This window comes from Pseudomaricurvus sp. HS19, from assembly GCF_009857815.1.
GTDB lineage: Bacteria > Pseudomonadota > Gammaproteobacteria > Pseudomonadales > Cellvibrionaceae > Pseudomaricurvus.
In genome coordinates, this window is sequence record NZ_WVVW01000015.1 from 20,105 (window position 1) to 39,665 (window position 19,561).

General features: G+C 59.6%; 15 protein-coding genes. 10 read left to right on the forward strand and 5 right to left on the reverse strand.

Translation table 11 applies throughout. The features are described 5' to 3' along the window. Positions 1-38 precede the first annotated feature (38 nt). The 4 genes from GSF27_RS16200 (at position 39) to GSF27_RS16215 (ending at position 5,681) form a co-directional block, all read left to right on the forward strand. On the forward strand, positions 39-1,493 hold the full coding sequence (locus GSF27_RS16200; protein WP_160971080.1) for a sodium:solute symporter family protein: 1,455 nt from the start codon (positions 39-41) through the stop codon (positions 1,491-1,493). A 172-nt stretch (positions 1,494-1,665) separates the two neighbouring features. Further along, positions 1,666-3,897, forward strand: coding sequence for a TonB-dependent receptor (locus GSF27_RS16205; protein WP_160971082.1), 2,232 nt, complete (start codon positions 1,666-1,668; stop codon positions 3,895-3,897). Between the two features lie 102 nt (positions 3,898-3,999). Then, on the forward strand, positions 4,000-4,893 hold the full coding sequence (locus GSF27_RS16210; protein WP_160971084.1) for an alpha/beta fold hydrolase: 894 nt from the start codon (positions 4,000-4,002) through the stop codon (positions 4,891-4,893). Positions 4,894-4,898: 5 nt separating this feature from the next. After that, entirely contained in the window at positions 4,899-5,681 is a 783-nt protein-coding gene (locus GSF27_RS16215; RefSeq protein WP_160971086.1) for a 3-hydroxybutyrate dehydrogenase, read from the forward strand. A 28-nt stretch (positions 5,682-5,709) separates the two neighbouring features. Here the strand turns inward: GSF27_RS16215 and cysZ are convergent, their stop codons facing one another. The 5 genes from cysZ to gatC all read right to left on the reverse strand — a co-directional run bounded on the left by cysZ (position 5,710) and on the right by gatC (position 10,155). Continuing rightward, the gene (gene cysZ / locus GSF27_RS16220) at positions 5,710-6,444 is read right to left on the reverse strand and encodes a sulfate transporter CysZ (protein ID WP_160971088.1); all 735 of its coding nucleotides are present in this window, start codon (positions 6,442-6,444) and stop codon (positions 5,710-5,712) included. A 38-nt stretch (positions 6,445-6,482) separates the two neighbouring features. Next, on the reverse strand, positions 6,483-6,779 hold the full coding sequence (locus GSF27_RS16225) for a PA4642 family protein (protein WP_160971090.1): 297 nt from the start codon (positions 6,777-6,779) through the stop codon (positions 6,483-6,485). 55 nt (positions 6,780-6,834) lie between these two features. Further along, positions 6,835-8,286: an Asp-tRNA(Asn)/Glu-tRNA(Gln) amidotransferase subunit GatB gene (gatB, locus tag GSF27_RS16230; RefSeq protein WP_160971092.1), complete on the reverse strand. Its 1,452-nt coding sequence runs from the start codon at positions 8,284-8,286 to the stop codon at positions 6,835-6,837. Positions 8,287-8,359: 73 nt separating this feature from the next. Further along, positions 8,360-9,814, reverse strand: a complete 1,455-nt coding sequence (gene gatA, locus GSF27_RS16235) for an Asp-tRNA(Asn)/Glu-tRNA(Gln) amidotransferase subunit GatA (RefSeq protein WP_160971094.1) — start codon at positions 9,812-9,814, stop codon at positions 8,360-8,362. 59 nt (positions 9,815-9,873) lie between these two features. Further along, the gene (gene gatC, locus GSF27_RS16240) at positions 9,874-10,155 is read right to left on the reverse strand and encodes an Asp-tRNA(Asn)/Glu-tRNA(Gln) amidotransferase subunit GatC (RefSeq protein ID WP_160971096.1); all 282 of its coding nucleotides are present in this window, start codon (positions 10,153-10,155) and stop codon (positions 9,874-9,876) included. Positions 10,156-10,534: 379 nt separating this feature from the next. Between gatC and GSF27_RS16245 the strand changes: the two genes are divergently transcribed. From GSF27_RS16245 to GSF27_RS16270, 6 genes are all read left to right on the forward strand, one after another. Continuing rightward, on the forward strand, positions 10,535-11,569 hold the full coding sequence (locus GSF27_RS16245) for a rod shape-determining protein (protein WP_160971098.1): 1,035 nt from the start codon (positions 10,535-10,537) through the stop codon (positions 11,567-11,569). Positions 11,570-11,603: 34 nt separating this feature from the next. Continuing rightward, the gene (gene mreC / locus GSF27_RS16250) at positions 11,604-12,509 is read left to right on the forward strand and encodes a rod shape-determining protein MreC (RefSeq protein WP_160971100.1); all 906 of its coding nucleotides are present in this window, start codon (positions 11,604-11,606) and stop codon (positions 12,507-12,509) included. Then, positions 12,496-12,984 (forward strand): rod shape-determining protein MreD, encoded by a 489-nt coding sequence (gene mreD / locus GSF27_RS16255; RefSeq protein WP_160971102.1) that lies wholly within the window; start codon positions 12,496-12,498, stop codon positions 12,982-12,984. The genes mreC and mreD overlap by 14 nt, the downstream gene beginning before the upstream one ends. 72 nt (positions 12,985-13,056) lie before the next feature. After that, on the forward strand, positions 13,057-13,647 hold the full coding sequence (locus GSF27_RS16260; protein WP_160971104.1) for a nucleoside triphosphate pyrophosphatase: 591 nt from the start codon (positions 13,057-13,059) through the stop codon (positions 13,645-13,647). 88 nt (positions 13,648-13,735) lie between these two features. Further along, positions 13,736-15,229 carry a ribonuclease G gene (gene rng, locus GSF27_RS16265; protein ID WP_160971106.1) on the forward strand — a complete coding sequence of 498 codons (1,494 nt, stop codon included), beginning with the start codon at positions 13,736-13,738 and terminating at the stop codon, positions 15,227-15,229. A 3-nt stretch (positions 15,230-15,232) separates the two neighbouring features. Next, entirely contained in the window at positions 15,233-19,201 is a 3,969-nt protein-coding gene (locus GSF27_RS16270) for a YhdP family protein (RefSeq protein WP_160971108.1), read from the forward strand. Positions 19,202-19,561: the final 360 nt, after the last annotated feature.

Genomic DNA, 19,561 nt, shown 5'->3' on the forward strand with positions numbered 1-19,561 from the left:
AATAATGCTTGCTAACAATAATGAAAGAGAGCGCGCCTATGTCTGCCGAGTTGTTTAAATTGGTCTGTGTCGGACTTTATGTGGTGCTGACCCTGTGGTTGTCCTGGGTTGGTATGCGCAAGACACGGGATATCAAAGGTTTTTCCATTGGCAACAAGGATATGAGTCCCTGGGTGGTAGGCGTGACTATGGCCGCCTCCATCTCCTCCACCGCCACCTTTGTGATCAATCCCGGCTTTGTCTATGTCCACGGTGTATCGGCTTTTGTGCACTACGCGGTGGCGGGAACCGCCGGCATTATGACGGCATTCCTGCTGCTCACGCGTCGCTTCCGCCAATTGGGGGATGACAGTGGTGCCATTACCATCCCCGACTGGATCTACCAGCGTTACCAGAGCCGTTCCCTGAGTGTGTTCTTTGCCCTGATCAATCTGCTGTCGGTGGCGTTTGTGGTGTTGATCCTGGTGGGTTGCAGCCTGCTGATGAGCGAGCTGTTTCCCATCTCCCAGACCTGGTCGCTGACACTGATCCTGCTGTTTGTCTTCTCCTATGTGTTGATGGGGGGCAGCTATGCCCACGCCTACACCAACACCTTCCAGGGGTTGATGATGGTGGGGGTGTCGCTGTTTATTTTTATCCAGGGTTTTCACTATTTTCAGGGGGATATTGTCGGCAATTTGCGGGCAGTGGGGGAGCACTATGTCAGTGTGTTCAATCCGCAAAGCAATCTCTACTACGACTTCTTCTCGGTGTTTCTCAGCGGTTTTGTCATCACTTTTGCGCTGATGATGCAGCCTCACATTCTCACCAAAATGCTCTACCTGAAGAGTGATCGCGACGTAAATCGTTTTCTCTGGTCCACCTTTCTTGCCGGTGGCTGCTTCATGCTGATGCTGGCGGTGGGCTTTTTTGCGCGCCTCAAGGGGCTCGACATCCCGCGTCAGGATGGCGTGGTGGTGGCTTACATCACGTCAGAGTTTGGCGCCTTTGACTGGGGGCCCTACGCGCTGGTGTTTATCTCCATCACCCTGTTGGCGGCCGGCATGAGCACACTGGACGGTATCCTGGTGTCGCTGTCGGCGATGGTGGTGAAAGACCTCTACCTGCCGTTGAGCGGGCGCGACAGTTTTGAGCAGGGCAGGGGCCTGATGTTGTCCCGGGTGGTACTGGTTGTGGTTGGCGTGCTGGCCTATCTGGTGGCATTGAACCCGCCGGCACTGGTGGGCCTGTTTGCGCAGAAAGGGGTATACGGTCTTGCCAGTGCCTCACTGGTGCCCATTGTACTGGGCACTCTGTTGCGACAGCAGCCGTCGGTGGCGGTGGCCTGGAGTGCCGCCGCGGTGGGGCTGTGCGCTCACCTGGTGGGGATTCTGCTGCTGGGCATTGCCAATCCGGCGGTGGCGGCGACCTGGGCAATCGGCCTCTCGGCGCTGGTGGCGGCGGTCATGATGGCACTGGACGGACGCAGGAAAACCGCGCCCCGTATCCTCTGAAAATATTTATTCAACATCTGATGAAAAAAGTCGTTGACAATTCATCAGGTGATGAATTTAAATGCGATTCATGGTGGCGCCATACTCTTCGGCGCAATCTGGCGATGTACTGAAAGCATGGCACCCTTAGCCGGTGCCAAGAATAAAAACGAATCAGAGCAGGCTCAGACCAATGAAAAACTACTCTCTAGTTCAGCACCCCCTTGCCCGCGCTATCACCGTGGCCGCCGCTCTCTGTGGCGCCGACGCAGCACTGGCCCAAACCAAAAAAATTGCCCTTGAAGAAGTGGTTGTGACCGCGCAGAAACGCGAGCAGAACCTGCAGGACGTGCCAGTGGCGGTAACCGCGTTCAGCGCTGCCGACCTGGAAAATGCCGGCGTGCAGGATGTTACCGAACTGCAGAAAAGCGCTCCCAACGTCACCATGCAGGTGAGCCGTGGTACCAACACCACACTCACCGCCTATGTGCGTGGTATTGGTCAGGCCGACCCCCTGTGGGGCTTTGAGCCGGGCGTTGGCCTTTACATCGACGATGTCTATATCGCCCGCCCGCAAGGTGGTGTGCTGGATGTGTACGACGTAGAGCGCATCGAAGTGCTGCGCGGACCACAGGGCACCCTGTACGGTAAAAACACCATCGGCGGTGCGGTCAAGTATGTGACCAAGCGCCTGACCGGCGAGCCGGAGTTGAGCATCAACGGCACTGTGGGCTCATACGACCAGCGAGACCTCAAGGTGTCGGGACAGTTGCCACTGATCCAGGACAAGTTGCTGTTTGGCGCGTCCGTGGCAAAGTTCGAGCGCGATGGCTTCGGTGAGTTCTTGCTGAACGGCGAAGAGAACTACAACAAGGATATCGAAACGGCCCGCGTGAGCCTCGAGTTCCTGCCCACCGAAAGCCTGGCGTTTATGCTGAACGCCGACAAGACCAACGATAACTCCAACGCCAAGGGCGGTCACCGTATGACCCCCAGCCTGCTGGTCCCCGATCTGCCAACGCCGTCAAACGTGTTTGACTCCTGGGCGGATATGGATACCAATAACTCGGTGGATACTTCCGGCGTATCCCTGACGGTCAAGTGGGATTTGAGTGACGCCTTCACCTTCAAGTCCATTACTGCCTATCGCGAGGGTGAAACCTTTACCAATATCGATTTTGACAGTACTCCGCTGGGCAGTGTGCATGTGCCGGCGGTGTATGACGATGACCAGACCACCCAGGAGTTCCAGCTGACCTATGTAGGTGACAAACTGAACCTGGTCACCGGTCTCTACTATTACGAAGGCTCGGCTTCCGGTGCCTTTGATGTATTGCTGGGCGCCTTTAACGTGGCAGGCCCCTTCGATCCTTCACTGGGTATCTTTGATGCGGTCACCGCTGGTACCGTGGATACCACCAGCTACTCCGCCTATATACACGCTACCTACGCCTTTAACGACTCCTGGGCGTTGACCCTGGGTGGACGTTACACCTACGACGAGAAAGAGGCGGAAGTTTACAAAGAGCAGTTGTTTGTGGACGGTATGTCCTCCGCGCTGGGCGGCCAGGACCTGATGTCTCTGGCGGTGCTCACTGACTACACCAATGACAATGACTGGAGCCAGTTCTCCCCTCGTATCAGTGTCGACTACACCATTAATGACGACATGATGGCCTACGCCTCTTACAGCCAGGGCTTCAAGAGTGGCGGTTTCGACATGCGCGGCGACGCTTCGGTAAACCCCAATACCGTTAACGGTTTTGATCCGGAAATCGTCGACACCTGGGAGTTGGGTTACAAGGCCGAGTTTGCCGACGGTCGTGTGCGTATGAACGCGGCGATCTTCTATTCCGACTACACCGATATGCAGGTGACTGTGCAGGAAGCGGTGGGCGGCGGCAGTAACTACGTCAGCTCGGTGCTGAACGCCGGTGAATCGGAAATCCAGGGTGTGGAGCTGGAAGCGATTACCCAGCTGACCGAAAACCTGTCTGCCACCGTCATGCTGGGTTACCTGGATGCGGAGTACAAAAAGGTTGAGTCCGGCGGTACCGATATCGCCGACCTGTGGGAGTTCGCCAACACCCCGGAAAAGACCGGTGCCATTCGCCTGAACTACAACCGCTCGCTGGGCAGCCTGGGTGATATTGTGCTCTCCGGCGGTGCTTCCTACCGCAGTGAAACCCAGATCTTTGCCACAGCCTCGCCGCTGGATGAGAAAAGTTACACTCTCTGGGATGCCAGCGCGGTGTGGTACTCATCTGATGAGCACTGGACCGTGGGCCTGCACGGCAAAAACCTCACCGATGAAGAGTATCGTGTGGGTGGTTACAACTTCCCCGGACTGGGTCTTGAGGATTCCATCACAGCCTATTACGGCAACCCCAGAACCGTTAGTCTGAACCTGGGTTATACCTTCTGATCCGATGATTAACAGCTCCTGTTGATGTGGCTTGCGGAGTTTCAGTTCAGGGTACTGAAACTCCGCCTTTTTCCGCATGAAACAATCCGGGGTAAGGCAGTCATGAACAACTACAGCGATTTTTATTACCGCGTCGGCGATGGTCTGCAGCTCTATGCTCGCGACTATACCGATGCCAATGGCAACACCAAAGACTCAACACTGACCGTACTCTGCCTGCACGGTCTGTCCCGTAACTCCGCCGATTTTGCCGAGCTGGCGGACCGGCTCTGTGATCGCTATCGGGTGCTGGTGCCGGATCAGCGCGGCCGCGGCTTGTCCCAGTGGGACAGCGATTCCTCCCGTTACCAACCTCTCACCTACGTACAGGATATGTGGCAGCTGCTGGATGCTCAGGGCATTGAGCGGGTGGTAGTTATCGGTACCTCCATGGGGGGCTTGATGGGCATGTTGATGGCGGCTCAGCAGCCACAGCGCATTGCCGGCCTGGTCATCAATGATGTGGGCCCTGAAGTGGATCCGGCGGGGCTGGCACGCCTTATGAGTTATGTGGGTCGTGACAAGGTCATTCGCAATTGGGATGACGCGGTGTCTTACACCCGTGAGCTGAATCAGGTCTGCTTCCCGTTCTATGGCGATGAGCAGTGGCAGGCTATGGCACGGCGTTTGTATCGGGAAAACGAGCAGGGCGTGCCGGTCGTTGCCTACGACCCGGCCATAGCGGCTCCCATTCACAGCGATCAGGGCAATGCGGTGCCGCCGGATCTTTGGCCGCTCTTCCAGACACTGCAGGAGGTGCCGCTGCTGCTGTTGCGGGCCGAGCTGTCTGACCTGCTGTCGGAGACCTGTTTTGCGCGCATGCAGGAGGAGGTGCCGGCGGCCATGGCGGTTACGGTGCCGGGAGTCGGGCATGCGCCGATGCTGGACGAGCCTGATGCGGTTGACGCAATCGAAGAATTCCTCGCTGCCTGCGACCTGGCAGCGACCACGGAGTAATGTGCATGTTGCAAGATAAAGTGGCGTTGGTGACAGGATCCACCAGCGGTATTGGCCTGGCGGTGGCGGAAGCCTTCGCGGCCTCGGGATGTCACCTGATGCTGAATGGTTTCGGGGACAGTGACGATATCGAAAAGCTGCGCCAGCGACTGGCGAGCACCTATGCGATCAAGGTCTGTTACTCCGCCGCCGATGTTTCCAGTCCGGATGAGATTGCGGGCATGTTGCATGACGCGCAGGAACAGCTGGGCGGGATCGATATCCTGGTGAATAACGCCGGTGTGCAGCACGTGGCGCCGGTGACGGAGTTTCCGCAGGCGCAGTGGGACCGGATTATTGCCATTAACCTCAGCAGCGCGTTTCACACCATCCAGGGGGCGCTGCCCGGGATGCTGAAGAAGGGCTGGGGGCGCATTATCAATGTGGCATCCATTCACGGTTTTGTGGCTTCGCCTTACAAAAGTGCCTACGTGGCGGCCAAGCACGGTGTGCTGGGGTTGACCAAGACTGTGGCACTGGAGGTGGCGAAATCCGGGGTCACCTGCAACGCCATCTGCCCCGGCTATGTGATGACACCGCTGGTGCAAAACCAGCTGGCGGATACGGCCCGCGCGCGGGGCATTACGGAGCAGCAGGTGATGGACGAGGTGCTGTTGGGTACACAGCCTACCGGGCGCTTTACCGACGCCACAGACATTGCTGCCATGGCGGTGTTTCTGTGTGGTCCGGCCAGCGGCAATGTCACCGGCAGTGTGCAGGTGATGGACGGTGGCTACAGCGCCGGCTGACCAGCTGGCGCTGTCCGGGGACGGAAAATCAGAGGTCTTCCAGCTCTTCGGTCCAGAACACCGTGCCGCCCACCACGGCGATGGGCAGGATAAAGATATTGGCCAGCGGCAGCATGGTGCCCACCATCACCAGGCCGCCAAAGCCGATGCTGGTGTATTTGCGGGCCGCGAGGCGGTCGCGCATGTTGCTGAAGGGTAACTGGTGGTTGTCGGCGGAGTAGTCCACGTACTGGATGGCCATGGACCAAGCGCCCCAGACAAACACGATCACCGGGATCAGGAAGTTCAGCAGCGGAATCCACGACAGCACCAGGCTCAGGATCAGGATCGCCACACCGCGGACGATGAAGTACCACAGCTTCACCATTTCGCGCCCGAGGGTGCGGGGAATCATGTGCAGCAGGGTTTCCGGCCTGGGGCCCGAGCCCTTGATCAGGATCTCCGCCCGCTCCGCCAGCACGCCGTAAAACGGCGCGGCAATAATGTTGGTGATAACGCTGAAGCTGTAGCCGTACACCAGCAGCAACACGATCGAGAACAGTACCCACAGAATCCAGGCCAGAAAGTCCAGCCAGCCGGGCAGGCCGCTCAACAACCAGTCGAGTGCGGCACCGAACTGACCGATCAGCATGCTGGTGATAATCACAAACAGCACAATATTGATCAGTACCGGTACCAGCACAAACCAGCGCAGCTGCGGGTGCACAATCAGCTGTGCACCGCGGGTCAGATAGGTCAGTCCGTTGATCAGGTGGTTGGGCACGAGCAGCTCCTTGCTGTTCCTGACGGTGTATGGGGGGATTACTGTGCGCCGGCCTGCTTGAGGATTTCGGCGTACTCTTCACCCAGGCGATGCTCGCTCACCACCTGCAGGATGGTTTTACCATCGCCGTTGGTGGCGTTGAGATCGCGCCCCGCTTCCTTGAAGAAACCGACGAAGGTGGCGAAGTTTTCCGCCTTCATGCCCCGGTAGGCCTTCTCCAGTACGTGGTAGTCGGCGTTCATGTCGCCGTAGGCGTCGTACTCCAGGAAGGATTTGATACGGGCGTCGTCAAAGATTTCGCCGAGAACTTTCTGTTTGTCTTTCTTCAGTGCCATGTTGGTATACCTCAAATAATTCTGTAAGCCGGTAGAGTGAATCTGCTGCGGGGTGTCAGAGTTTTTCCCGCAGTTTCTTCTCCAGCAGCTGGTTGGCCATGCCTGGGTTGGCCTGGCCTTTGGTGGCTTTCATGATGGGGCCCATAAAGCCGCCCATCTTCTTCTTGCGCTTGTCCTCTTCGGAGCTGAGCCAGTCTTCCACCATGGCCGGGTTGGCGGCGATCACCTCATCGATGATCTTTTCCAGCTCGCCGGTATCGGACATCTGCTTCAGGCCCTTGGCTTCGATGATGGCGTCGGCATCACCCTCGCCATTGAACATGGCTTCGAACACCTGCTTGGCAATCTTGTTGGAGATGGTGTTGTCCTTGATGCGGGCGATCAGGCCGGCCAGCAGGGCGCCGGAGACCGGGCTCTGTTGAATGGTCAGTTCGGCGGCGTTCAGTTTTGCTGCCAGGTCACCCATGATCCAGTTGGCAGACAGCTTGGCGTCGCCACAGGCCTTGGCGCACTCTTCAAAGAAGTGGGCGGTAGCTGCGTCAGCGGCAATCAGGCCGGCATCGTATTCGGACAAGCCGTACTCCTTCGCGAAGCGGTGCTGACGGGCGTCGGGCAGTTCCGGCAGGTCCTGGCGGATGGCTTCGATGTAATCCTCGTCGATGATGACCGGCAGCAGGTCAGGGCAGGGGAAGTAGCGATAGTCGTTGGCTTCTTCCTTGCTGCGCATGGAGCGTGCGGTGCGGGTGTCGCCGTTGTAGAGACGGGTCTCCTGAATCACCTTGCCGCCGTCTTCGATCAGGTCGATCTGGCGTTCAACCTCCAGCTTGATGGCGTCTTCCATAAACTTGAAGGAGTTGAGGTTCTTGGTTTCGGTGCGGGTGCCGAACTCTTCCTGGCCCTTGGGGCGCACGGAGATGTTCACATCGAAGCGCATGGAACCCTGGGACATGTCGCCGTCGCAGATGCCCAGCGATGTGACGATGGAGTGCAGCTTGCGGGCAAAGGCCACCGCCTCTTCGGCGTTGCGCATGTCGGGCTCCGAGACGATTTCGATCAGCGGTGTGCCGGCGCGGTTGAGGTCGATGCCGGACATCCCATGAAAGTCTTCGTGCAGGGATTTACCCGCGTCCTCTTCCAGGTGGGCGTGGTGAATGCGGATCGACTTGCTGCTGCCGTCGGCCAGCTGAATCTCCACATGACCGGCGCCGACGATAGGCGCTTCCAGCTGGGTGGTCTGGTAGCCCTTGGGCAGGTCCGGGTAGAAGTAGTTCTTGCGCTCAAACATCGAGCGGGTGCCGATCTCGGCGTCGATGGCGAGGCCGAACATCACCGCGAAGCGGAAGGCTTCGCCGTTGGGCACCGGCAGGGTGCCGGGCATGGCCAGGTCAATGGCGCAGGCCTGGGTGTTGGGTGCGGCACCGAAGGCGGTGCTGGCGCCGGAAAAGATTTTGGTTTTGGTGGCCAGTTGCACGTGCACTTCCAGGCCGATAACGGTTTCCCATTGCATAGTCTTGATTCTCGTATCAGACGACTTGCGGGCCGGACGCACCGGCCGCGCTGCTTACTGTTTCAATTGCCGTTTATTCAATACCGGGTGCGGTCAGCTGATGGAAATCGGTCACCTGCTGGAACTGGTGCGCCACGTTCAGCAGTTTGGCTTCGCTGAAATAGTTACCAATGATCTGCAGTCCCACCGGCTTGTTGTCCACCAGTCCGCAGGGAATGGAGAGACCGGGCAGGCCGGCGAGGTTGGTGGCGATGGTGTAGATATCTTCCAGGTACATGGCGACGGGATCGTCACCCTTGGAGCCAAAGGCAAAGGCCGGGGAGGTGGCGGTCGGCCCCATTACCACGTCTACCTCGGCAAACGCATCGACAAAGTCCTGTTTGATCAGGCGACGCACCTGCTGTGCCTTGCGATAGTAAGCATCGTAGTAACCGGCGGACAGGGCGTAGGTGCCTACCAGGATACGGCGCTTCACTTCCTCGCCAAAACCTTCACCGCGGGAGCGCTTGTAGAGGTCTTCCAGGTCTTTCGGGTTGTCGCAGCGGTGGCCGTAGCGCACGCCATCAAAGCGGGACAGGTTGGCGGAACACTCCGCTGGCGCAATCACGTAGTAGGCCGGTACTGACAGCGCCGAGTGGGGCAGGCTGATGCTCTTGACGGTAGCACCCAGCTTTTCGAATTCGGCAATGGCAGCGTGTACCCGGTCGGAGGTCTCGGGGTTGAGGCCTTCACCAAAATACTGCTCCGGCATACCGATGCGCAGGCCTTTCAGTGGCTCGTTGAGGCTGGCGGTGTAATCGCTCAAGGGTTCGTCGACACAGGTGGAGTCCTTGTCGTCGAAGCTGGTCATTGAGTTGAGCATGATGGCGGCGTCTTCCGCGGTGCGGGTCAGCACGCCGGCCTGGTCCAGGCTGGAGGCGAAGGCGATCATGCCCCAGCGGGAAACCCGGCCGTAGGTGGGCTTGATACCGGTCAGGCCGCAGAGGCTGGCGGGCTGGCGAATGGAGCCGCCAGTGTCACTGGCGGTGGCACCTGGAGCCAGGTGGGCTGCCACGGCAGCAGCGGAGCCACCGGAGGAGCCACCGGGTACGCAGTTGGTGTCCCAGGGGTTTTTCACCGGGCCGTAGTAACTGGTTTCGTTGGAGGAGCCCATGGCGAACTCGTCCATGTTGACCTTGCCCAGCATCACCGCGCCATCGCGCAAGTAGTTTTCCACGATGGTGGCGTTGTAAGGGGGCACGAAGTTGTCGAGCATTTTCGAGCCACAGCTGGTGCGCACGCCTTCGGTACAGAAGATGTCCTTGTGGGCGATGGGCACGCCACACAGCGCCGGGGCATCGCCGGCGGCGAGACGGGCATCGGCAGCCGCGGCCTGTTGCAGGGCGATCTCTTCGGTGACGGTCACGTAGCTGTTGTAGCTGGCGTCGAGTCGGTTGATACGATCCAGGTAGTGCCGGGTCAGTTCAACACTGGAAAAGTCCTTGTTGCGCAAGCCTTGGATCAGCTCAGCAATGGTCAGTTTGTGCATGTGTTTTCCCTTGGGAGGCGCCGGACTTGTCCGGCGCAGAGAGCGGGGCAGGAGCCCGGTTAATCAATGACCTTGGGTACCAGGTACAGGCCGTCTTCGGTGGCGGGGGCGATGGCCTGGTAGGCTTCGCGCACGTCCGCCTCGGTCACCTGGTCAGCGCGCAGGCGTTGCACGGCATCCAGGGGGTGGGCCATGGGGGCAATGCCCTGGGTGTCGGCGGACTGCAGCTGATCAACCAGTTTCAGTACATCGGTGATGCTGCGGGCCACATCGTCGACGGTGGCATCGGATATTTCGATGCGTGCCAGATGCGCCAGTTTGGCAATGTCGGAACGGTCCACTCGGGTCTCCAGATAGGTGGTTCGGCCGGGCCTGGTTCACGCTTACAGGGGGTAAGCTTTGCGGCCTTGGGCATTTGTGAAGTAAAGGCGGTAAAGTACCATATTTGCGCCTTGCCCTGAATCCCCGCCGTTGATAGAGTTCGTTCATTTATGGGAAGCCGCGTGGCAACCCCTTTTCCCGCCACCCGGTTGGCCGTTTCCCGATCGCTGTCTGCCTGCTGTTTTCCGAGGTGAAAACAGGGGTGTATCCGGCTTTCTGCAGGTTGGGCTGTAGATTGGGCCCGGACTGCAAATGGGCTCAGGCGGGTGACTCCGGATGCCGGTGCTGACCGGCTTCCCGCGCGGATAACGACTACGATTAAAAGGTTTGAATACATCAATGCTTAAGCGCCTTCGCGGAATCTTCTCCAACGACCTGTCCATTGATCTCGGCACCGCCAATACCCTGATTTACGTTCGCGACCGTGGCATCGTCCTCAATGAGCCCTCGGTAGTGGCTATCCGTCACCATAACGGCCAGAAAATCGTCGAAGCGGTCGGCGTCGAGGCCAAGCGTATGCTCGGTCGTACCCCCGGTAATATCACCGCCATTCGCCCCCTCAAAGACGGGGTTATTGCTGATTTCCAGGTCACCGAAAAGATGCTGCAGCACTTTATAAAGAAAGTGCACGAGAACAGCTGGTTTCAGCCCAGTCCCCGGGTGCTGGTGTGCGTACCCTGCCTGTCTACCGAGGTGGAGAAGCGGGCCATCCGGGAGTCAGCACTGGGTGCCGGCGCCCGTGAAGTGCGTCTGATAGAGGAGCCTATGGCGGCCGCCATCGGTGCCGGCCTAAAAGTTGAGGAAGCCAGCGGTTCCATGGTGGTGGATATCGGTGGTGGTACCACTGAAATTGCTATTATCTCCCTTAACGGCATTGTTTACTCCGATTCCGTCCGTATCGGTGGCGACCGATTTGATGAGGCGATCGTCAACTACGTGCGTCGTAACTATGGCAGCGTCATTGGCGACGCTACCGCCGAGCGTATCAAGACCGAGATCGGTTGCGCCTACGCCGGCAGTGAAGTGCGTGAAATCGACGTGCGCGGCCGCAACCTGGCCGAAGGGGTGCCACGCCAGTTTACCCTCAACAGTGACGAGATCCTGGAGGCCCTGCAGGAGCCTCTGACTGGCATTGTGCAGGCGGTGAAAAGTGCGCTTGAGCAGTCGCCGCCGGAACTGGCGTCCGATATCGCCGATGGTGGTATTGTGCTCACCGGTGGTGGTGCCCTGCTGCGCGACATCGATCGCCTGATCGCCGAAGAGACCGGCCTGCCGGTGATCGTGGCGGAAGACCCCCTCACCTGTGTGGCCCGCGGCGGCGGCAAGGCGATGGACATCATGGATCGTCGCAGCATCGACCTGCTTTCCAGTTGATCCGGGTGCAGATGCCTCCCCGCAAGGCTGACCGGTGAAACCTCTATTTTCCAAAGGACCTTCCACGGCTTCCCGGGTGTTTACACTTGGGGGGCTGGCCCTGTTCCTTATTCTTGTGAATACCTACACGTCGCTGCTGGATCCGGTTCGGGCCCGGTTGGCGACCCTGGTCGCCCCTCTTTATATGGTTGCCGATGCACCGGCGCGTGCGGTGGATGAGGTTTCCGATTCCCTGCGCACCCGCCGCGACCTGGAGGAGGAGAATTCGGCGCTGAAGGCCGAGCTGCTGATCCACAAGCGCAAGCTGCAGCAGATGGCCACCCTGGCCGCCGAGAATGTGCGCCTGCGGCAGCTGCTCAATTCCGCCGAGGTGGTGCAGGATCGGGTATTGGTGGCTGAACTGATCGGTATCTCGCCGGACCCCCTGACTCACAAGGTGATTGTTAACAAGGGCGCCAGCCATGGGGTTTACCTGGGGCAGCCACTGCTGGATGCCTACGGTCTGATGGGGCAGGTGGTGGAGGTGAGCGAATACACCTCACAGGTGCTGCTGATTACCGATGCCTCCCACGCCTTGCCAGTGCAGGTGAATCGCAATGGTGTGCGGGCGGTGGCCGAGGGTACCGGTGACCTCTACCAGCTGAAGCTGCGTTACCTCTCCAATACCGTTGATATCCGCGTCGGTGACCTGCTGGTCAGCTCCGGCCTGGGGCAGCGTTTCCCGGTGGGTTATCCGGTGGCGACTGTGGAGTCCGTGGTACACGATCCGGGCCAGCCCTTCGCTACCGTTGTGGCCCGCCCGAAAGCGCAACTTAACCGCAGTCGCCATGTATTGCTGGTATTCAGCGGCGATCGCGCCGGGGATGCCGTAGACGCGGTGGAGCTTTCTGTTCCCGAAGAGTCTGAAGAGCCGGAGGAGTCTGAAGGTGGTTCCGGTTAAGGCTCACAACCGTTGGGTGATCGCCTGTTCCTACCTGTTGGCACTGCTGCTGATGGCGCTGCCGCTGAGCCCGCCCAATGGCTGGTTGCGCCCCGAATTTGTGGCCATCCTGGTAATTTACTGGCTGATGGTAATGCCCCAGCAGACCAGCATTATCGTAATCTGGGTGGTGGGCTGCCTGCAGGACCTGCTGGAGGGCGTGGCTCTGGGTCAGCATGCCATGGCGCTGATGGTGGTCGCCTATGTGGGGTTGCTCTCCTACCAGCGTATGCAAAATACCACGGTGTGGCGGCAGATGTTTACCGTATTTGTGGTGCTCGGCCTTCATCAATTGGTCATTAACTGGGTGCACAGCCTGTCGGGTTCAGCAGCGCCCTCGCTGGTATTCCTGTTGCCGGCATTTGTCAGTGCCCTGTTGTGGCCGGTGTTTTACATGTTACTGGAGCGGCTGCGCCGTTACTGGCGAGTCGCCTGAATTGCGCTCAGCGTCCTGTTGTTGGCGCACAGATTGGCTACAATGCGGTCCTGATGATCAAGGATCGTGTTCATGACTTCCCTTTACCTCGCCTCCCAATCCCCCCGGCGCCGTGAATTGCTGGCGCAGATTGGTGTCCATATTGAAACCCTCTCTGTAAACGTGCCCGAGGTGCCTGCTGCCGGTGAGAGTCCGGAGCAGTATGTCTGCCGTCTGGCGCTGGAGAAATCCCGTGCCGGTGTGCTGCGGTTGAGTGAGCTGGGGCTCCCCGGGCGGCCGGTGCTGGGCGCAGACACCATTGGGGTTTGCGCAGGGCGTTTACTGGAAAAACCGGTGGATGAAGAGGACGCGGTTGCCATGCTGATGCTGATGTCCGGCCGCGATCACCTGGTGCATACCGCGGTGGCCCTGTCGAACCCGGGTCAGCAGGAGATCCGCCTGGTCACCACAGAGGTGCGTTTCCGCCCTTTTGATGAAGAGGTGGCCCGACGCTACTGGGCGACCGGCGAGCCTGCCGACAAGGCCGGTGCCTATGGTATACAGGGCCGGGGTGCGGCACTGGTAGAGCACATCAACGGCAGTTACAGTGGGGTAGTGGGGTTGCCGCTGGCCCAGACCTGTGAACTGCTGGATCTATTCGGGGTACCCTATTGGCAGGGCTGACCCATTGGCAGGCCTGAATACCTCAGTGACTGCTGCAGTCGTCCCAAAATAACAAGCGTCAGGTAATCCTGCGGACAGAAAAGAGACTATGAGCGAAGAATTACTGGTCAACGCCTCGCCCACCGAAACCCGTACGGCACTGGTGGAAAACGGTATGTTGCAGGAGGTCTACATTGAGCGCACCCAGCGCAAGGGACATGTAGGCAATATCTATAAAGGCAAGGTGGTGCGGGTACTGCCGGGCATGCAGGCGGCGTTTGTGGATATCGGCCTGGAGCGGGCCGGTTTTATTCACGCCGCCGATATTGCCCCGCTGGGCAAGGATGGTATGGAGGATCGCAGTGCGCCGGTGGAGGATATTCGCGGCGCGGTGCGCGAGGGGCAGGTGCTGGTGGTGCAGGTGGTCAAGGACCCCATTGGCACCAAGGGCGCGCGCCTGACCACTCATTTATCCGTGTCCGGCCGCTATCTCGTCTATATGCCGCAAACCCGCCACATTGGCATCTCCACCCGCATTGAGGATGAGCAGGAGCGCGCGCGCCTGAAAACCCTGGTGGAAGAGCAGGTAGCCGAACTGGAGCAGGAGCCCGAGGCCGGCAAGGCCAATGGCGGCTTTATTATCCGTACGGTTGCCGAGGGCGTGGCGGGGGAAGAGTTGTGCGCTGATATCCCTTTCCTTTACCGCCTCTGGAACGACATTGAGGAGCGCTCCCGCACGGCACCGGCCGGTTCGGTTATTCATGAAGACCTGCCTCTGTTCCTGCGCACGGTGCGTGACCTGATCAAGCCCCACATCGAAAAGGTGCGGGTGGACTCCCGCGAGGTGCACGGCAAGATGGTTCACTTTGCCCGCAAGTACGCCCCCGAAGTGGTGGAAAAAATCGAGCACTATCCCGGTGAGCGGCCGCTGTTTGAACTCTATGGCGTCGAGGAAGAGATCCAGAAGGCCCTGGTGCACAAGGTGCAGCTCAAGTCCGGTGGTTACCTGATCATTGAGCAGACTGAAGCAATGACCACTGTGGACGTCAACACCGGCGCCTTTGTCGGTCACCGCAACCTGGAAGAGACCATCTTCAAAACCAACCTGGAGGCCGCCACCGCCATTGCCCGCCAGCTGCGCCTGCGCAATATCGGCGGCATTATTATTCTCGACTTTATCGACATGAAAGAGTCCGAGCACCAACGCCAGGTGCTGCGTACGCTGGAAAAGATGATGGAGCGGGATCATGCCAAAACCTCCATCACCGGCGTCTCCGAGCTGGGGCTGGTGGAGATGACCCGCAAGCGCACCCGTGAATCCCTCGGGCAGGTGATGTGTGAGCCCTGCCCGGTGTGTCAGGGCCGCGGCTCGCTCAAGTCCGCCGAGACCGTCTGCTACGAGATCTTTCGCGAAATCCTGCGTGAAGCGAGAGCCTACAACAACGAGAAATTCCTGGTACTGGCGTCGCAGGTGGTTATCGACCGGCTGCTGGACGAGGAGTCTTCAAACGTTGCCGACCTGGAAGAGTTCATCAGTTGCACCATTCAGTTTCAGGTGGAAAGCATCTACACCCAGGAACAGTACGACATCATTCTGGTTTAGTGCATGGTGAGGCAAGCGGCCGGTTGGCTGGCGCGAAAATTCTGGGGCACGCTGGCGCTGCTGCTGATTGTGGCGGCGGTGCTGGTGCAGCTGGGCCGGGAGATGGCGCCAAGCCTGACACTTCATCGCGATTATCTGCAGGACTACTTTTCAGAACGCTTATCCTCCCGGGTTGAGCTGGGGGCCCTGCACGCCCGCTGGGAGGGGCTGAAGCCCGAGCTGCTGGTGCGGGATTTCCGGCTGTATAACCCTGCCGGGCAAGCAGTCCTGTCAGCCGAGAGGGTGGAGTTGAGGCTGGATGTGCTGAGCAGTGTCATGAGCCGCCGACTGCGCTTTGCGGAGCTGCGTTTCGGTGGTTTACAGGCCGAATTGCAGCAGGATCAGGAGGGTCGCTGGGGCCTGCCGGGTATTGCGCGGGCCAAGCCGGATAACAATGAGATTGCCGATCCCCTGGATATGTTTCTGGTGGGTCGGGACGTGGAGCTTACCGGAGCCAGGATAGCACTCACCTTTGCAGATGGCTCCCGGCGGGATTTCAGGGCCAACGCCGTGACACTGGAAAATGACGGCGATTTTCACCGCTTTGTCGCTTCCATCGGCCACGAACAGCAACAGAGCGCCAGGTTAATCTTTGAGGGGCATGGCAATCCGCGGCAAGCGGATGAGTTCCGCGGCCGCGGCTATTTGCGTTTACAGGCTTTCCGTACCGCAGGCCTGATGGAGCTGGCGGGCCCGGCCCTGCCGGGGCGCGACTATCTCGGCAGCGGAGCAGTGGATGCCGAGGTGTGGCTCACCATCGAACCGGAGCGCGCCATGGGGCTCTCGGGTCGCTGGGCGTTCACCGTTCCGGATGCTGCAGCCGGAGTTCCTGCAGGTACTACCGGCCTGCCGGGCAAGCTGGCGTCGGAGCTGAGCGGCACCCTGACCCCGGATGGTGATTGGCGGTTTGATCTGCGGCAGCTGCAGATCCATTGGGCTGATGGAGATATGCAGCCCCTGGATGTGTCGCTCAGCGGCGGGCTGCAGGCCGATACTGTGCAACTGGCCGTGCCGGAGCTGGATCTGGGGCGGTTAACCCGTCACCTGGCGAGGGTGCAGTCGCTGCCGGATGTGGCGCACAGGCTATTGGCGGAGCTGGGCATCGCAGGGGTGATGAAGTCGTTGCTGGTAACGCTGCCGGTGTCCCGGCCGGCAGACTTCCGCCTGCAGGCGACTTTGCAGAAGGTGGGCATTGCGTCCTGGAAAGGGGTGCCACAGCTGACCAATGTCACCGGCTATCTCGATACCGGCCTGCTGAGTGGGGCGGTAACGCTCGACAGTGAAGACGGCTTCCTTATGCATTACCCGGGCATCTATGAGCAGCCCTTCCAGTTCGACTACGCGTCCGGCCGGGTGGCCTGGAAAGTGGATAAAGAAGCCAACCAGGTGCTGGTTAACAGCGGTCTGCTGAGCATGCAGGGTGAACTGGGGGATGCCCATGGCTTTTTCTACCTGGATGTCCCGTTTCAACCCCATACCCGTCCGCTGGAGCTGACGCTGCAGATCGGCCTGCGCGACGGCGACGTTGCCAACCATAAGCGGCTGGTGCCGCAGGTGGTTCCGGAGTCTCTGTTGGGCTGGCTCGATGCCGCGCTGCAGGGGGGCAGGGTGTCGTCCGGTGGTTTTGTCATGAACGCCATGTTCGGTGAGGGCGCCAGCCACAGTCGGGCGGTGCAGCTGGCGCTCAACGTTGTCGACGGTGACCTCCACTACCACCCCGATTGGCCGGCAGTCACCAATGCGCATGGATTGGTGCAGGTGGATGACCGTTGGGTGCACGCTGCCATTGATGGTGGGCAGCTGCTGGGTGCGACTGTGCAGAGGGTTGAGGTAGACACCCGTCCCTCGACGGCAGCGACTGGCGGGACTTTGCTGGGAATACGGGGCACTCTTTCGGGGCCGGCGCAAACCGGACTCGATATTCTGGCGGTGCCACCCTTGCGGGAACGTATTGGCGAGGCCATGCAGACGTGGCGGGCGAGCGGGGAAATCGACGCCAGCGTGACGTTGCAGATTCCGCTCTCCGCTGACGAGCAGCAGCTGCAGAAGCAGGATGTGCAGGTGCAACTGCGGGATGTGGACCTCTCAATGGAGGGGCCGGGTCTTGAGTTCAACAGGGTGCGGGGTGACTTGCGCTTTGACAATCGCACCGGCCTGAGCGCCACCTCATTAACGGGCCGCTTTTGGGGGCAGCCGGTGCGAGCTGCCATCAGCAGTCAGTGGCAGGGCGATGTACAAAGTACCCGTGTCGGCTTTTCCGGCACTCTGGATCCGGAACGGCTGATGCGCTGGTCTCGACGGCCGGAGCTCGGATTTGTGTCCGGGCTGACCGATGTGCAGGGCAGCGCTACCATCAGGGCCGGGGAGCCGCTGCAGCTGGCTTTCTCCTCGTCTTTGCAGGGCGCTACCGTGGATCTGCCGGCACCGTTTGGCAAGATGCCAGAGGATTCCCGGGAGCTGACGGTTGCTGTGCCGGTTGATAGCGATGGTTTCCGTATAAACCTGGTGTACGACGAAATTCTCGGTCTGTACTACCAGCATACCGGCACCGAAGACCGCGGGGATATCGCTCTTGGCCATGGGGCAGTGGCACAGTTGCTTGGCCGTGCAAACACGCCTGCGGCTGACGGCTTGAGGGTCAGGGGGACGGTGGATTGGTTTGATGTCCCGAAGTGGTCGGCGGTGCTGGATCGCTATCAGCAATATTCCAGCGTGGGGACGGGAGTGGCGGCGAAGTCCGGTGGCTCAACGGGCGATCTCAAAGTCAGTCTGGATGTACTGCTGCAAACCTTGCACTGGGGGGATGTAGAGCTATCGGGTGTTGCCATCAGTGGTGGTCATGATTATGACCGCTGGAAGATCAATCTGGATGATGAAACGCTCCGCGGCAGTATTACGCTTGCGGATAGCGGTGAACCTATGCTGCTGGATCTGGATTATGTTCGCTGGACCCAGCCGCCATCAACCTCCGGTCCTGTAGAAGAGGGTGCTGCGGTGCGCGATAGTTGGCTGGCCCGGGTTACTGCAGGGCTGAACCCGGAAAGCGTCCCTCCAATCAGCTTTACTGTGCGGGAGATCAGTGTGGATGGGCAGGACTTTGGTGCCTGGAAGGGTGACTTGCGCACCGATGCCAGTGGTTACTACCTCAGCGGTATTGTCGGGAGCGCCCGGGGCTTGCAGGTCAGTGGCCTGGGCGACAGCGGGGCGTTACTCGGCTGGCAGGTGGGTGGTAATACCGCGTTCAGTGGTCTGTTGAGTGGCAGTGACCTGGCGGAGATAGCCAAAGCGTGGCGCATGCCGGTTACCTTTGATGCCGCAGAGGGCGCGGCCGGTATCGACCTGAACTGGCCGGGCGACCCACTGCAATTCTCGCTGCCCGACAGTCAGGGGCGCATGGATTTCAACATCCGCAAAGGGCGCTTCTTTAAAACTACCGGCCAGGCCAGTGATGCCTTCCTCAGGCTGGTAGGGCTGTTTAACTTCGACAATTGGGTGCGTCGCCTGCAGCTGGACTTCTCCGATGTCTATAAGTCCGGTACCCCCTTCGATAGCGTCAGTGGCGAGCTGCAACTTGAGCGAGGCATGCTGAACCTGTCGTCACCGATAGAGGTGACCAACAGCTCGTCGCGACTGCAAATGGGCGGCCAGGTGAATCTGCGCGAAGAGACCCTGGATGCTTCACTGGTGGCCACTCTGCCGGTCGGGGGGAACGCTACACTGCTTACCGCCATGGCCGCCGGATTGCCGGCCGCGGCAGGTGTGTACCTGATCAGCAAGCTGTTCGCCAAGCAGGTAGACCGGGTCGCCAGTGTCAGCTATCGCATCACTGGCGAATGGAGTGACCCTGAAATCCGCTTTGATCGCCTGTTCGATAACCGCTCTGCGGAAAAGGCGGCGGAGGCCAGTCGGGAGCAGGGTAACGGTTCCCGTTGATTAATTGGTAATTAATGGGGCGCGAATATGGCGTTGCCGCGCCTTGAAATCACGGCTTGCTGGCCTATAGTAAAAGTGAAGGCTTCCGGCGGGTGTTCTATCCCGTAGAGTCTGGTTCCGACCTTGCGCCGACCTTGCAGAAGGTTCGCGGCAAGCGCCTCAGAAAAATGATCTTCTTTGCAGAACCTCATTGACCAGCCGACCCCGGATAGGCATAATGCGCCTCCCTTCAGATGAGGCGGCTTCTTCCCAGCAATATCAACGGGTTAGGGCTGCATTCTCGGATCTCGATGAGGTTCAGAAAAGATTGTTTGAAGGGGGTTGCGCAGCGCAAATTGATGCGTATAATGCGCGCCTCCT

Coding starts and splice junctions, on each gene's coding strand:
- GSF27_RS16270 (WP_160971108.1), top strand. CDS start 15,233: ATGGTGAGGCAAGCGGCCGGTTGGCTGGCGCGAAAATTCTGGGGCACG.
- rng (WP_160971106.1), top strand. CDS start 13,736: ATGAGCGAAGAATTACTGGTCAACGCCTCGCCCACCGAAACCCGTACG.
- GSF27_RS16200 (WP_160971080.1), top strand. CDS start 39: ATGTCTGCCGAGTTGTTTAAATTGGTCTGTGTCGGACTTTATGTGGTG.
- GSF27_RS16205 (WP_160971082.1), top strand. CDS start 1,666: ATGAAAAACTACTCTCTAGTTCAGCACCCCCTTGCCCGCGCTATCACC.
- GSF27_RS16215 (WP_160971086.1), top strand. CDS start 4,899: ATGTTGCAAGATAAAGTGGCGTTGGTGACAGGATCCACCAGCGGTATT.
- GSF27_RS16260 (WP_160971104.1), top strand. CDS start 13,057: ATGACTTCCCTTTACCTCGCCTCCCAATCCCCCCGGCGCCGTGAATTG.
- GSF27_RS16245 (WP_160971098.1), top strand. CDS start 10,535: ATGCTTAAGCGCCTTCGCGGAATCTTCTCCAACGACCTGTCCATTGAT.
- gatA (WP_160971094.1), bottom strand. CDS start 9,814: ATGCACAAACTGACCATTGCTGAGCTGATCCAAGGCTTGCGCAACAAG.
- gatB (WP_160971092.1), bottom strand. CDS start 8,286: ATGCAATGGGAAACCGTTATCGGCCTGGAAGTGCACGTGCAACTGGCC.
- GSF27_RS16225 (WP_160971090.1), bottom strand. CDS start 6,779: ATGGCACTGAAGAAAGACAAACAGAAAGTTCTCGGCGAAATCTTTGAC.
- GSF27_RS16210 (WP_160971084.1), top strand. CDS start 4,000: ATGAACAACTACAGCGATTTTTATTACCGCGTCGGCGATGGTCTGCAG.